Genomic DNA, 15117 nt, shown 5'->3' with positions numbered 1-15117 from the left:
GTAACAACAAAACGACGTTTCTGTCATTGAGATGATAGAAATCTAGGTAGTAAAAGAGCACCCCTCTTCGGAGGGGTGCTCTTTTATTTTAACAACCTTTTTAGAAGTATTTGGGGAATACTCGTCCTCAGTGGAGATAGTTTAGAGCAATATTTATGCTCATCGACTGTGTTGAGGGGACTAGAATTCCCTCTGGGTTATTACAAGTCTTCTGTTGCTCTCATGGGTGCGAGAGAGCCCTAAGGTACAACGTAGTGCGTATACAGAAAAGGTGGGGTCAGTATTTTACTTCTGATTCTTAGCGAGATATAAAAGCCTGTTCCTAAGTTGTGCTCATAGAACTGCATTTGAGGGATAGGAACCCCTATCTAGGCTCTTTATAAGCTCTTTCTTGACCCTATGGATAACCTCTAAGAGCTATCTGGTGTCTAATCAATGGATAAAATTACGAAGCCGTATAAACACTCCGATAAATATTGCGGATCAAAACCTGCTGACGTAGACGAATAAAGACCTGTTCAAGGAAATCATGCATATAGCGCTCATCGGTACTTGTTGAAGCAGCAAAGCTAAGTCCTGAAAATGCCCCAAGGACAATTGACACTTTAACAAGAACAGAGCTAACAGGAAGTTCTACACCAAATAATAAAAAGTTCTCTGGCGTATGGTTAATCCACGATGCGGCAGCCTCTGAAGGGATAGCAAAACTACCAAACCACACGAAGAATAGAAAAACAAAGATGGAAAACATAACAGCTTGAATACACTGAACCATCGCTGGAACAAGAATAAAGTTAATGCGTTCGCTCACTCCTAAAGGTTTAGCAGAAACAGAACCTTCTATACGTTCTGTAACCGTGTTCCAAAAGCTCGTAGACTCAGCCGATACCCGCTGATACTCTTCTGAACTAAACTGAATACCCTTACCCTGATGATCTCCCAGAACTTCTTTAGAGCGTTCAATAACAGTCGTTGTAACGATAAAAAGAGCGAGGGTGAACATCACAGCTGACACGGCAAAAGTCTTTGCGTAGCTGAGAGCGTCTGCAACTTTCCAAATCTCTGCATTAACAAAGAAAAATAAGACCGCCACCATAAGCATTGGCAAAACTTTTGCAATCATAATCATTGCCGAGCCAAGCTGTACAAGAGTCTCTTTAAAAGCCCACCATAAAATTGAATCTAACCCTAGAAAAAGTGCTAATAGTATAGCTAGCACGCAAAGAATAACCTCAATGGAAGAGCTAAAGAAGAGAGGCTCCCCAATACCCATTCGATAGCTCAGGCTGGGGGATAAAAGATACATGATGGAGAGAATGCTCATCGATCCGGTAATAACAAAAAGTGTTTGCGGTGTTTTTCTTTTAAAACGAAGAACCAGCCACGGGATAACAAGTGCTACTAGCGGTCCACCAAATAAGAGAACAAAAGCTCCAATGCCTTTGATAATTTCTAATTGGATATCATCAGTGGTATCTTCTTGAACAAAAATTTTATCGTCTAGATGAGCCAAAATAGCCACAGAAATCGTCACAATGAATAAGGTGACTGATAGCCATAACCCTAAAGGAGTAATTCTCACGAACATTTCTTTGATGCGTTCCTGTGGAAGAATAACTAAAGGAAGGCCATTCGCCCTAAACCAACGTGATGCCTCATGATGTTCTGAAGAAGATAAGCTCATAGTTGCTATTCTAGAGTATGCAATTTTGTCTTTTTCTAGCGTAGTAGAGACTGAATGAACTCAAGTATGCAGATAGGATTCGCCGATGACTCGTTTTACTAATGAACAATTGCGTACTTTTACCTTAGTCGTTGATGAAGGCACCTTTGAAGCCGCAGCAGAAATTTTAGGTGTTAGTGCTTCGGCGATTTCTCAACGCATTAAAACAATGGAAACGAGTGCCGGTCGTATCCTGCTACAGCGTACTAATCCTGTACGTCCAACAGATTCTGGTGAAGTGGTTCTTAGAGTTGCCCGCCAAAATGAATATCTTAATGCAGAGCTAGAACAAGAACTCGGCGAACGTGCTGGGCAAGGCAGCATAACCATTGCTGTAAACTCTGATTCTTTGGCTACCTGGTTGCTCTCTGCTGTAGGGGAACTATCCCGATGCGATAAAATCTTTTGCGATCTCAGAAGAGAAGGGGAACAGCATTCTTCAGCTCTTCTCCGTTCTGGGGAAGTCATGGCGGCAATTACCTCTCATCCAGAACTCATTAATGGTTGTGAGGTTGAAGAACTTGGCCAAGCGCGGTACTGGTGTGTTGCCTCAAAAGAATTTGTCGATGAACATTTTAAAAATTGGCCACACCATATAACAGCAGAAGAACTCAACGCTGCACCCGTTATTGAGTTTGATAGAAAAGACCACGGACAGCGTTCTTCTCGTCATCTGATTCTCAAGGCCCACAACGTTGAAGATAACGGAGGAGAATCACCGAGTATTTATATTCCCTCGTCCCCTGACTATGCTCGAGCAGTAGAAGACGGTATTGGTTGGGGGCTTGTTCCAGAAGCTCAGTGCCGTCAAGGTCTTGAATCTGGAACAATAATATCTCTAGCGGGGGATAAGCCTCTAGATTTTCCCCTCTATTGGCAACGTTGGAAGATCTCGTCACGTATTCTTGACCGTGTTACCCAACGTATCTATGACGCTGCCCAGAAATACTTAGAACCTAAAAACCTCTAAAATGCAATCTTGACAAGAGTATATTCTGGTATAGGAATATATTTACCATATTCCCTGCCATACAAAATACGCGACAGCGGCAAAAACAAAACCAGCTAAAGCTAAACGACGCAACTTCGTCTCAAAAATGGCAGCACGAATATCCTCCCTCTTCTGGCGAGGCTCATGAGGATTCACCGGCGCCAAATTCGACGGATTCGTCACCTCAGGTTTATCAGATAAAGACCCCGTATCTTTCTCAGACATAACATCCACTAACGCCAACGAGTCATCATTAAAAGACCAGCCATCATCAAACCAACACCAATAGCAACATTCCACATCGAAAGACCCGGAATTGGCAGAGTTGTCTCACTAATATAGAAAACCATAATCCATAAAATACCGAGAACAACAAGACCAAACATAATAACCTGATACCACAGAGGAGTAGGAGAAGCGAAATCATCAGTAACCATTTCTTTAGCTATCCGACGAAAAGTCTCCTCCTCATGCAAATCACTATCCGTCATTACTTTCTTATCTTTTGCCATCTTTCCTCCAAATACTTATTTACCCATACGCCATATCAGGTACGGTTGAACATATACCCAATAAATCAACAGATTCATCGCTTAGAATTTTATCTGCTCAGACCCTAACAAACATAGCAGACACCTAAAAACACCCTCAAGAAAACCGACGAACCCGTACAACGGAAAATCTATGAAAAATACCTCCACCAGACCAGAAAAAAATACATCCCCTCATACAAAAGGGCGCATGGTCATACAAATTATCGGAGAAATACTCATCACCCTAGGGCTCATCTTGCTCCTCTTCGTCGGATGGCAACTTTGGTGGACCAATATCTCTGCTTCACAAACACAATCACAAGCAGTGCACACTCTCGCTGAAGAATTTAAACAAGCTGCAGAATCTGAGAAAACATCACCACAACAACCAACATCACCACAACAAAGCCCTAATACACCACAACAAGCTCAAGAACCATACTCTAACGAACCAATAGCACCACAAAACACCGCAACACCAGAAGAAAACAACAACCAACACTCACCAGAAGAAAACAACCCAGAACCACCAATACCCCATAACACCGACCCCAACAACCCACCTGTAGGACGCGAACCAGAATACGGAAAAGCCTACGGCATTGTGTATATCCCACGATTCGGCGCACACTACCAACGCCCCATCGCAGAAGGCACCGGAACAGATGTCCTCGACACCCTTGGACTAGGACACTACGAAAACACCGCAATGCCCGGAGAAATTGGAAACTTCGCTCTTGCCGGACATCGCCAAACCAATGGAGCAGTGCTTGATTACATCGACCAGCTCCGTATCGGCGACAAAATATATGTACAAACCATTAACGGCTACTACACCTACACCATTTACGAAACATCAATCGTATACCCCGAAGATATCTACGTTATTGCCCCCAACCCTCAACACCCCGACAACGAACCTACTGAACGCATCATGACCCTAACAACCTGCCACCCCCGCTTCGGAGACACCCAACGATACATCGTTCACGCACGCTACGAACACTGGCAGCCACTATCTGCCGGAGCGCCCCAAGAACTTCAAACAGCGCAATAAACACCGCAAAAACCAAAGGTATAAGAAAATATGTACGCATGGATCTTTAGACACCTACCCGGACCACTCTGGGCACGTATTATCATCGCCATAGTACTGGTGCTCCTCATCATCTGGAGCCTCATGGAATATGTATTCCCAGCTATCGCAGAGTATAGTCCTCTATACCGTGACGTGACAGTAGACCACTAGCCTCCACTCAAAGAAGGAACTATGACCAGAATCCTTGTTATCGACAATTACGACAGCTTCGTCTTCACCCTCGTCGGCTACCTAGAACAACTCGGTGCTCACGTCACCGTCATCCGTAACGATGAAGCATCCCTAGAAACCGTCATCAACCAAGCCCAAGAACATGACGGCATCATGATCTCCCCCGGACCAGGTGCACCCCACGAAGCTGGCTGCATTATCGAACTCATACAATGGGCTGCGCAACACCATAAGCCACTCCTTGGAGTATGCCTAGGGCACCAAGCCATTGCAGAGGCCTTCGGAGCCGTGGTTTACCACGCACCAGAAATCATGCACGGAAAAATCTCTCATATTACCCACAACGAACAATCCGTATTTAACGGCTTACCCAGCCCGCTACGAGTCACCCGCTACCACTCACTAGCCGTAGACCCAAAAACTATGCCAGAAGAACTCGAAGCAACCGCAACCAGCGAAAATGGCATCATCATGGCATTACAACATAAAACATCTCCCATACATGGAGTCCAATTCCACCCAGAATCAGTCCTCACAGAAGGTGGATATAGCATGCTTGGCACATGGTTAGAAGAAGTAGGACTCAACGGCGCACGAGAAAAAGCACAAAACCTCAGCCCCCACATCAACTCATAACCCCTATAAAAAATGCTGGTATAGAACTCATTACGAGATCTACACCAGCATTTTTTTGATTGAAGATACATCAACTACGACATATCCTCTCACCATATTTAGTTATCTGACTTTTCCTCAGCTGCAGGAGCAGAAGGAGCAGGAGCCTGTGAAGAACGCTCAGGCGCCGGACGACGCTGACTATTCTCTGACTTTTCCTCAGCTGCAGGAGCAGAAGGAGCAGGAGCCTGTGAAGAACGCTCAGGCGCCGGACGAGGATTCTCCGGTGCAGGAGGAACAGGACGACGCTCAGGCTGAGGAGCTACCGTCGGACGAGGCCGAGGAGCAACCGTTGGAGCAGGAGGAGCAGCAGCAACACGAATCGTCACAGTGCTTCCCTGACCAATCGTCGTACCAGCAGCCGAACTCTGAGAAAGAACCGTACCCGCTGGAGCAGCATTGGTCTGAACCGTCTCAATATTCGTACTCAACAAAACATCAGGAGCACTCAACGCCGCAATCGCCTGATCACGACTCAAACCAATCAACTCAGGAACAGTCACTTTACCGTCCGAAAGAACAATATCAATGGTCGAACCAGCCGCAACCTTACTTCCTGGCTCCTTCGACAACGACACCACCATACCGGCAGGAATCGTTGCACTATTGACCGTAGACGTACGTCCTGGAACAAACCCAGCATCCTGCAAAGCAGAACGAACATAAGCCTCAGACTGGCCCTCAATATTATCTGGTATCGCCAACTGAGAAGGCCCCTTAGAAAGGGTCAGAAGAACCTCGCTGCCCTCTTCAACCTCAGTTCCTGTTACCGGCGTACTCTTAATAACATCATTCTTTGCAACAGCATCAGAGAATTCATCATCCCACTTAACCGTCAAATTAAGATTACGGACAGCAGTTTCAGCATCATTCTTCGATAACCCCTGAACAGCAGGAACCTGATGAACAGGAACCTTCTTTAGCTCATTCTGGTAGTACAACACCGTTGTCACCGAGAAAAGAGCCAAAGCAGCAATAATCATGCCAGTAATAACACGAGTCCACGCCTGACGACGACGACGCTTCTTTGCCAATGCCTCATTACGCTCATAATCATAAAGCTCTTCATCGGTATACTCAGCCTGAGCATTATCAAACCAACCGCCCAGACCAGCAGCTTCATCAGAAGAAGGCTGAGCATGAGCGCTCGTATTCAATGAAGAATATGCGGCAGAACCGCCCGCAACACCCGTTGCAGCAGCTGCACTCAGTGCTGTCGTAGAACCTGTCTCAACATCATCAAATGTTGCAGAAGGAACACCCTGAACAACATTTTCTAACGCTGAACGAAACTCATCGGCAGACTGGAAACGATCCGAACGAGACTTACTCAAAGCCTTCAACAAAACACCATCTAAGGCAGGAGCGAACTTGACCGAAGCATAAGAACTCGGATCTGCAGGTGTCTCACTAAGATGCTGATGTGCCAAATCCTTTGCCGAAGAAGCAATAAACGGCGGACGGCCACACAACAACTGGTATATCACACACGCAACAGAATAAATATCGCTACGAGAATCTACGGTCTCACCACGAACCTGCTCAGGAGCAATATACGCATGAGAACGTTCTGTCTGCTCAGTCGGTTCAGAAGAGCCTCCCACATTTTCCAAAGCTCGATCCAGACCAAAATCCAAGACCTTAACCTGACCAAACTGATTCTTTGAACGATCTTCCTCAGTGGAAGGCAACACCATAATATTGGTTGGACGTATACCACGATGAGTAATGCCCTGATCATTAGCATATTGAAGGGCCTCAAGAACCTGCGTACCATACGCAACAGCCTCAGCAACAGGAAGTTCCCCACGCTCATCTAATAATGTTGCAAGAGATTTTCCTGATACTAACTCCATCACCAAATAAGGAACCTGATGTAGAGGAGTCTCGTCATCACCCTCTACCGTAATCGTTCCTGTGTCATAGACTGCCACGATAGCAGGATGGTTCAAAACAGCAGCTGCTTCCGCCTCACGCTGGAAACGCGCGCAGAAAAGCGGATCCGCAGCTAACTCTGGATGCACCACTTTAAGTGCAACCCGACGTCCTAACCGCGTATCTTCGGCAGAATACACGGTAGCCATCGCACCGGAACCAAGAACATCTTGAATCCGGTAACGCTTATCAATCATTTCAGGAAGCTGAAATTCCATTCAATTCACCCGTTATTCGAAGCAGTTGGAGTAGTAGATGGATTAGTTGAAGACTGAGAATCTTCCGGCTGTTCCTGAGAACCAGCACTAGGAGAATCTGTAGCCGTCGGCGAAGCCGTTGACTTCGGTGAAGTTGCAACGTAAATATCTACGCTACTACCAACTTCAACTTTAGTCCCAGAAGAAGGGTTAGTTCGGAGTATCGTGTTTGGCTCCGCACTACTAGACTCCTCCTGATGAACTTTCACATTAACACCAAGTTTAGTAATTTCACTAATAGCTGTGTCGCTATTCATTCCTTCTAAATTAGAGGGAAGCGTCACAGAACGAGGACCAGTTGAATACGTAACCGTCACTGTAGCGCCTGGGCTCAATGCCCCCTCAGGTGATACAGACAATACCGTATCTGCCGGCTGATCAGAAGTTCTCCCCGTAGTTTTTGTAGACAACCCCTGTGCGACAAGCTCATTCACAACATCCTCAAGTTTCTGGCCCTCAAAGGCAGAAGACACCATCTCAATAGTGACCGGAGAATCATCAACAGGAGCCTTCATCTCAGGAGACGCCTCTACTGTCGAAACTGTACCCGACACAGTTGGAACAGGAGTATCTTCAGAAGAAGCTGGCGTCCGCTGTGAGCCTTCAAGAATCACAAACCAAACCACCAACGCAACTACAACAGCTGCCAATATCAAAGATACCCACACCCACGGGGACTTTCGCTCAGCCCTTGCTGGATAGGAACGATACGTAGACTCAGCAACAGCCGGAATTGGCGCTGTCGTAGACTGCGGAACATGACGCTGCCCAGAACCAAAACGAGGACGCTGAGGAGTAACAGCAGTGGGAGCCGTCATCACCTCCGTAACAGACGTACCATCAGGAGACAAAAACTCAGCTAGTGTCGGAACGCTCTTAATCGCAGCCTTAATATCCTTACGACGAATAGCATCAATAGCAGAAGCCAACGCTGTCGCATTCTTAGGACGCTGAGCCGGATCTTTAGACAACAAACACATAATCAGCGCTGCTGCTGGAGCTGGCACCGACTGAGGCAGTGGGGGAGGCGGATCATTCACCTGCGCCAACGCAATAGCAATCTGAGACTCTCCCGTAAAAGGACGCTTACCAGCTAAACATTCATAACCAATAATGCCCAAAGAATACATATCAGAAGAAGGAGTTGCCTGCTGCCCAGTAGCCTGCTCTGGTGCAAGGTACTGAGCCGTTCCCATCACCTGACCAGTAGCTGTTAACGGAACCTGATCTGCAAGACGAGCAATGCCAAAATCCGTCACTTTAACACGATCACCCGGAGCAATAATCAAATTACCCGGCTTCACATCTCGGTGTACAAGGCCCTGATCATGAGCAACCGCAAGAGCACGCGCAGTCTGAGCAATAATACTCAAAATACGATCAGAATCTAATGTACGTTCCTTCTCAATAATGTTCGATAACGGATCTCCGGGAACAAGCTCCATCACCAAAAAGGCAGAGCCATCTTCCTCACCATAATCAAAAACATTTGCCACCCCAGGATGATTCAACAACGCAGTATGGCGAGCTTCAGCACGGAAACGCTCCAAGAAACCAGGATCGCCGGTGTACTCCTCTTTAAGAATCTTCACCGCAACGATACGACCAAGTACCTTATCACGAGCCTTCCACACCTCACCCATACCACCAATAGCGATACGCTCCGTGAGATTATAACGACCACCTAACGACGTCTCAGTTGAAGGTCTCACTTATTCAACACCGCCTCAAAGAGTTGTTTAGCCGCGGGAGCAGTAAGCTGAGCACCCTCAGCGGTACTGACATCTTCATACATGACTGCAAGAGCAACCTGCGGATTATCTGCTGGCGCAAAACCAGTAAACCACGAATTATTCTGACCAGCTACACCAGTCTCCGCAGTACCCGTCTTGCCAGCTACCTTCACGCCGCTAACTGCAGCACCAGAGGCAATGCCGTTATCCACGTCGTTAACCATCCAATCACGAATTTGTTGCGAAACCTTTGGCGATGTAGAAGTACGCAACTCCTTCGCCGAAAATTCATAAAGAGAACTCAAATTATGAGACTTGACAGAGCGAATCAGATTCGGCTTCATCTGAACACCATCATTAGCAATAGCCGCAGACATCATCGCCACCTGCAAAGGAGTCGTTCTCACATCATATTGTCCAATAGAAGACAACGCCAAAGTACTATCCGAAAGATTTGACGGGAACACTGACTCCGATACCGGCAAAGGAATCTTCAACGAATCATCCTGATACCCAAAATTCTTAGCCGTGCGAGCAATAGCATCCTGCCCCAAATCTATAGCAATCTGAGCAAAAGGCGTATTACACGATTGGGCTAAAGCCCATTCTATAGTTGCCTCTTGAGAAGAAGAACAATGGCCATTGACATAATTTGGCAACGCCGTATTTGTCCCTGGAAGAACATACTCTTGAGGATTCGGAATAACACTCTTGGCAGAATACTTTCCCGACTCTAAAGCAGCCACCGCATCAATAATTTTAAACGTTGAACCAGGAGCATACGTCTTACCCGCAATAGCACGATTATAAAGAGGAGCGCTCTGATCATTATTGAGCTCCTGATACTGGGCCAACACCGACTCATTATCAGGAGAAGACAAAACATTAGGATCATAGGACGGGCTCGTTGCCATTGCAAGAACCTCACCCGTCTTCGGATTCAACGCCACAATAGCGCCTTTATGTCCCTCCAAAAGCTGATACGCCAAAGTTTGCAGCTGAGAATCAATAGTTAGCTCAACCGTTGCCCCCTGAGCAGAACCTCCCGTAAAAAGGCGTGAAAGACGATCATAGAACTGGTTGTCAGAATTCCCTGACAACTCACCATTCATCGCGTTCTCTAACCCCGTCGAACCATAGATAGACGAGAAATAACCAGTCAGCGGAGCATAAACATATGGATCTGAATAAACACGCTGATACTCATAACCGTTATGAGAAGGAACAGAAGAAGCAATCTCCTTGCCATCAACCACAATAGAACCACGTTGAGAACCATAATTCTCATATAACGTCCGAGAGTTCCACGGATTATCAGCTAATGCTTTAGCATCAAAGAACTGAATATACGTCAGCGAACAAAGAAGAAGAGCAAAAATACAGCTAGAAGCAATCCACGCCTTACGAATAGCCTTATTCACGGGGTGAACCTCCTACTCGAGTATGTGTTGCCATCTTAGAAATCAGACGAGTCACGCCGCCCTCTTGAGAATCCGTATCTGATGCTCCATCAACACCTGTTGAAGAATCAATAACATGTGGAGCGCGTGCAGCATGTGAAACTGACAGCAAAAGCGCAATAATAATCCAGTTTGCCAGAAGAGAAGAACCACCAGCAGATAGGAAAGGAGTCGTCAAACCAGTCAAAGGAATCATACGAGTCACCCCGCCAACGACCACAAAAAGCTGAATCACAATAGCAGCAGACAAACCACCACTGAGCAACTTGCCAAAAGCATCACGAGTTCCTAAAGCAGCACGGAAACCACGAGTAATCAACAAGAAATACAGCAATAAAATAGCGGATAAACCAACCAACCCAAGCTCTTCACCCAAAGACGTGACAATCATATCTGAGTTAGAGAATGCGACCAGATCAGGGCGACCTTTACCCCAGCCACGACCAAAGAGTCCACCAGCACCCAAACCAAAAATTCCCTGAATAATTTGACCAGAACCACCATAAGCACGGTTATAAATCTCAGGGTCAAATGCATGTATCCAACCATAGATACGAGCATTAACATGCCCGATAAACTGGTATGCCAATACGCCACCTAAAGCGACAAAACCCAGACCAAGGAATACCCACGTAGAACGTCCCGTTGCAAGATATAACATCGAGACGAACAAACCGAAGAACAAAATAGCTGACCCAAGATCCCGTTGGAAAATCAGAACACCAATACTCGCCAACCATGCAATAAACATGGGGGCTAAATCTCTAAAACGAGGGAAACGAAGCGGGCCTAACCTACGACCAGCAACCAAAATCAAATCACGATGAGTTGAAAGATACCCAGCAAAAAATATAGCTAAAGTAATCTTTGCAAGCTCACCAGGCTGGAAAGTGCGCCCAGCAATAGAAATCCAGATACGAGCACCGTAAATCTCAACACCCAAAAATGGAATCAGCGGCAACAACAATAACACCAACGAAACCAGCAAAGAAACATACGTGACTCGGCGAAGAACACGATGACTCTTGAGCATTAAAAGGGTCACCGCCGCAACAGTCATTCCTAACGCCGTCCACATAATTTGTGTTGCCCCAGCATTAGATGGAGTGGTCAAATCAATACGATAAATCATCGCCAGACCAAGACCATTCAAAAGCACCACAATAGGCAAAATCAACGGGTCGGCATATCGCGCTCGCAGATGCAAAACAGTATGAATAAGTAATGCGCCACCACCAAGAACAGCTGTCGCAAGAACCCACGTATTATCATGCTTGAGCGTAATGTTCTCAGGGTCCACCAGCCACATACTGATAGGGCAGAAAGCTATAGCGATAACCGTTAAAAATAGTTCTATAAAACGACGAGTACGAGGCCTGTCTGAGGGCTTAAAAAACTTAGCCACGGGTAGCCTCCTCAGCTGTACTAGGTGAAGGTGAAACGCTGGACGATGAAGGAACAGGCGTAGCAGATGCTGAAGGTTTCTGCTGGTCTTTCTTCTCATGAGCAGAATCAACCTGCTGCCGTAAATCTGAAACAATTCGTGTAGCGTCGGATAAATCATGAGCAGAAATAGTGCTACGAACTAAAGATTGCGAATACTCCGGAAGCTCTGCAACCTCAAGAGACGTCTCTTCGACAACCTTATAAAAGTGAATAGCCCCTAAAGACTGCGGAACCCCATTGAAAACAGCAACTTTCTCGTTATTAATACCGACATAGTATTGATTCGACACCCACGAGGCAAAGGTCAAAACACTAGCAAAAAGAGTGCCAACAACTAATAAAGCAGTAAAAATACGAACACCCCAACGAGAATGTACTGACCGTTCTGGAGTTGTAATAGCCGCCTGAAACTCTTGAGGTAACTCAACTTCCTCTACCGGAACCAACGTCGCTGGTGTGGTCACTAAAGTTGCCCGCTGTGCTACCGTACGCTTCGTGACGGTAGGAATCATTCCTGTGTTCGTTGCGTTAGATGCTGCACCAACTAATTGATGTGGACGCTCAGCTAACTCTTCACGGAGTACAGCAGCAGACGAATCCTCAATATTTTCTGGACGCTCATCTACCCCAGAGGTTTCGGTCATCATATTAAAAACACCGTCGGAGAAAGATTCCCCACGCCACTTACCATGCGTCAAGGCATTGCGAATCTTCGTTTCTACCGGAAGACGGCGACGCCACGGAGCACGGTGCGAAGAAGGAGCGCCCTCATCTTCGCCCTGTTCTGAAGACATTGGCTCGATAGGAGTGCCCTCATCTAGAGAATGAGGGTTTTTAACAACACCAAGAAACTCTCCTTCATCAGAATACTGACGTAAAGGAATAATTGGTTGGGGTGATGTAACAGTAGAAGAAAGAGCATCTTCGTCAATGACAGAAAGAGCAACCACCGTTACGTTATCTGGAGCACCGCGGTCCAATGTTAAATCGACAAGAGAATCCACCATGTGTTTAAGATCTTCTGTCGAACGCATGACTTCTTCAATCTCTTCAACACCGACAACAGCGTCAAGACCGTCCGAGCTGAGAACCCACTTCTCGCCACATTCTGCCTCTAAGGTCAAAAGCTCTAACTCAGGTGAGGCATCAACATCCCCAAGAACACGCATAATAACGTTCTTATGAGGATGAGTAAGTGCCTGCTCAGGGGTAATACGCCCTTCTTCTAAGAGACGTTGCACAAAGGTATGATCCGTTGTGATTTGCTCAAAAACATCGTTCCGTAAACGATAAGCTCGTGAATCTCCAATATGCGCAAGCTCAATTTTTTCGCCGTCAACTAATAGGGCCGTACACGTTGTTCCCATACCAGAAAGACTTGGATTCAAATCAACGAGCTCATTCATGATGATATTAGCGGTTTGAATTTCATCTGCTAAATAGACACCGGCAGAACCTTCATAGCCACTATGGTCTAGAGGCGTGAGATCAAGGACCGTTGTTGCAGAAGCTACATCACCACCAACGTGTCCGCCCATACCATCGGCAACAACAGCTAGATAGTGTCCGGCGTATCCTGAGTCATCATTTTTAGAGCGCACACGACCAACATCAGACCGTGCTGCAAAACGAAATGCAATACCCATAGGCTTTATGCCTTCAACTGCATACTTGTATGACCGACACGGAACACCGTACCTGTCTCCAACAAAGTAGCCCTCGTCAAACGCTGATCATTAATAAAAGTACCATTCGTTGATGAAAGGTCCTCAATAAACCAGCGGGAGCCCTGAGGGAAAAGCCGTGCATGCTGATGCGAAGCATAATCATCTTTAATCTGCACATCAGCGTGAGAACCACGCCCGATTACTAGAGGTACATCAGATAGCCGAATAACATGACCAGCATATGCTCCATCAACGATAAGAAGCTGTTGAGCACGAGCAGGTGGCTTCGGTTTAGCCGGAGCAGCTGGCGGCTGAGGCCCCGTTGTTGGAGAGGATCCCTCAGCAGCATATTCTCTCTGTTCTATACGGTAATTTTTTCCAACGGCTAAGTCTTTGCGAGATGCAGCAACAACACCGTAGATAAACAACCACAAAATCAACAAAAACGCATAACGAAGGATACCAAGTGTAAATTCTGAAGCCATTAACGCGCACTCCTTGGAACCATAAGACGGAAAATAATTTGTGCACGACCCATCTTAAGGATTGAGCCATGAGTAAGTTCTCTACGTCCTTGAAGCCGCTGACCGTTGAGATAGCTACCATTCGTTGAGCCTAAATCAACAGCAAGATAAATTCCGTCTTGTTCCATAATTTCTAGATGACGTCGAGACACCCCAGCGTCCTCGACCGTAATATCAGCTTGAGCCCCGCGACCAAGAACAACGGGGAAAGAATCAACAGAATAGTTCTGACCATTAATATTCAAAACTACCTGCGTTTTTTCAGTAGATTCGTCCTGCAACCGAGTGCCCCACGACGAAGAATGCTCGTGGGTGCTATGTGAAGACTGGGGGCTTCTCACATTCTCTTGACGATACATATCTTGGTGATGAGGACGAGGAACCGCTAGATGAGGTTGTTGAGAAGGAACCTCTCCCGTTGAAATTTTCTCTTGAGAAGAAGACACCTTAAAATCTCCAGCATCAAGAGAATCATCACCAATAAAAGTAACTCGTACCGCACCGCGCAAAGAATACCCCTGAGCACGTGCTTGCCGAATTGCAACATCACATAACTCTTCAGCTAACGGAGTACCCCAACTTTTAACGCGCGGAAAATCTTCAGTAGCAAAATATAGGGTAAAAACATTGGGTGCCAGAGTATGCCCAGAAGCTATAGAGTACGAGCGGTCATCCATCTCTGTGCGGATACGATTAGCTAAGTCAGCCGGCTCAAAACGGCTATTCCCGCCACTAAACGTGCCACGAACAGCTTTCTCTAGGCCTTGCTCAAGTTTGTTGATAAAACCCATGCTTGCCTCCTTGAGAATTTATATGTCCTTGACCGCAGATAACAGTAAAAACACCTAATAATGACTTTCAAGAGTGATAATCTACGTTCCTTATACGTAAACACACTACAAT

At 46.3% G+C, this 15117-nt stretch carries 14 protein-coding genes; 4 read left to right on the top strand and 10 right to left on the bottom strand.

The window, feature by feature from the left end; genetic code table 11:
• Positions 1-445: 445 nt before the first annotated feature.
• Positions 446-1684 (bottom strand): hypothetical protein, encoded by a 1239-nt coding sequence (locus tag ACN08W_RS06025; protein WP_419104032.1) that lies wholly within the window; start codon positions 1682-1684, stop codon positions 446-448.
• Between the two features lie 85 nt (positions 1685-1769).
• Here ACN08W_RS06025 and ACN08W_RS06020 point away from each other — a divergent pair, with 85 nt between their 5' ends.
• Positions 1770-2693, top strand: coding sequence for a LysR family transcriptional regulator ArgP (locus ACN08W_RS06020; RefSeq protein ID WP_419109036.1), 924 nt, complete (start codon positions 1770-1772; stop codon positions 2691-2693).
• A 42-nt stretch (positions 2694-2735) separates the two neighbouring features.
• On the opposite strand, the gene ACN08W_RS06015 is transcribed toward ACN08W_RS06020, so the two are convergent.
• Both ACN08W_RS06015 and ACN08W_RS06010 read right to left on the bottom strand, forming a co-directional pair.
• Entirely contained in the window at positions 2736-2939 is a 204-nt protein-coding gene (locus ACN08W_RS06015; protein WP_419107153.1) for a long-chain fatty acid--CoA ligase, read from the bottom strand.
• A gap of 8 nt (positions 2940-2947) precedes the next feature.
• Positions 2948-3226, bottom strand: coding sequence for a cell division protein CrgA (locus tag ACN08W_RS06010; RefSeq protein ID WP_419104029.1), 279 nt, complete (start codon positions 3224-3226; stop codon positions 2948-2950).
• 229 nt (positions 3227-3455) lie between these two features.
• Here ACN08W_RS06010 and ACN08W_RS06005 point away from each other — a divergent pair, with 229 nt between their 5' ends.
• Genes ACN08W_RS06005 through ACN08W_RS05995 form a run of 3 tightly spaced genes read left to right on the top strand, consistent with a single transcriptional unit; the run spans position 3456 to position 5153 of the window.
• Positions 3456-4304 (top strand): class E sortase, encoded by an 849-nt coding sequence (locus ACN08W_RS06005; RefSeq protein ID WP_419109035.1) that lies wholly within the window; start codon positions 3456-3458, stop codon positions 4302-4304.
• Between the two features lie 30 nt (positions 4305-4334).
• The gene (locus tag ACN08W_RS06000; RefSeq protein WP_419104027.1) at positions 4335-4496 is read left to right on the top strand and encodes a hypothetical protein; all 162 of its coding nucleotides are present in this window, start codon (positions 4335-4337) and stop codon (positions 4494-4496) included.
• A gap of 21 nt (positions 4497-4517) precedes the next feature.
• Positions 4518-5153: an anthranilate synthase component II gene (locus ACN08W_RS05995; protein WP_419109034.1), complete on the top strand. Its 636-nt coding sequence runs from the start codon at positions 4518-4520 to the stop codon at positions 5151-5153.
• A 98-nt stretch (positions 5154-5251) separates the two neighbouring features.
• Here ACN08W_RS05995 and pknB read toward each other — a convergent pair whose 3' ends face one another.
• Genes pknB through ACN08W_RS05960 form a run of 7 tightly spaced genes read right to left on the bottom strand, consistent with a single transcriptional unit; the run spans position 5252 to position 15005 of the window.
• The gene (pknB, locus tag ACN08W_RS05990) at positions 5252-7345 is read right to left on the bottom strand and encodes a Stk1 family PASTA domain-containing Ser/Thr kinase (RefSeq protein WP_419109033.1); all 2094 of its coding nucleotides are present in this window, start codon (positions 7343-7345) and stop codon (positions 5252-5254) included.
• A gap of 5 nt (positions 7346-7350) precedes the next feature.
• Positions 7351-9096 (bottom strand): protein kinase domain-containing protein, encoded by a 1746-nt coding sequence (locus ACN08W_RS05985; RefSeq protein WP_419109032.1) that lies wholly within the window; start codon positions 9094-9096, stop codon positions 7351-7353.
• A complete protein-coding gene (locus ACN08W_RS05980; protein WP_419107149.1) occupies positions 9093-10538 on the bottom strand; it encodes a peptidoglycan D,D-transpeptidase FtsI family protein in 1446 nt (481 codons plus the stop codon). The genes ACN08W_RS05985 and ACN08W_RS05980 overlap by 4 nt, the downstream gene beginning before the upstream one ends.
• A complete protein-coding gene (locus tag ACN08W_RS05975) occupies positions 10531-11982 on the bottom strand; it encodes an FtsW/RodA/SpoVE family cell cycle protein (RefSeq protein WP_419109031.1) in 1452 nt (483 codons plus the stop codon). The genes ACN08W_RS05980 and ACN08W_RS05975 overlap by 8 nt, the downstream gene beginning before the upstream one ends.
• On the bottom strand, positions 11975-13669 hold the full coding sequence (locus ACN08W_RS05970) for a PP2C family protein-serine/threonine phosphatase (RefSeq protein ID WP_419109030.1): 1695 nt from the start codon (positions 13667-13669) through the stop codon (positions 11975-11977). Before ACN08W_RS05970 ends, ACN08W_RS05975 begins: the two co-directional genes overlap by 8 nt.
• A 5-nt stretch (positions 13670-13674) precedes the next feature.
• A complete protein-coding gene (locus tag ACN08W_RS05965) occupies positions 13675-14175 on the bottom strand; it encodes an FHA domain-containing protein FhaB/FipA (RefSeq protein ID WP_419107146.1) in 501 nt (166 codons plus the stop codon).
• Positions 14175-15005, bottom strand: a complete 831-nt coding sequence (locus ACN08W_RS05960; protein ID WP_419109029.1) for an FhaA domain-containing protein — start codon at positions 15003-15005, stop codon at positions 14175-14177. The genes ACN08W_RS05965 and ACN08W_RS05960 overlap by 1 nt, the downstream gene beginning before the upstream one ends.
• Positions 15006-15117: the final 112 nt, after the last annotated feature.

Origin of the sequence: Rothia sp. CCM 9419, assembly GCF_048512815.1 — a bacterium.
Lineage (GTDB): Bacteria > Actinomycetota > Actinomycetes > Actinomycetales > Micrococcaceae > Rothia.
The sequence above is the reverse complement of the archived record's forward strand: the minus strand, read 5'-3'. Positions and strand labels throughout refer to the sequence as shown.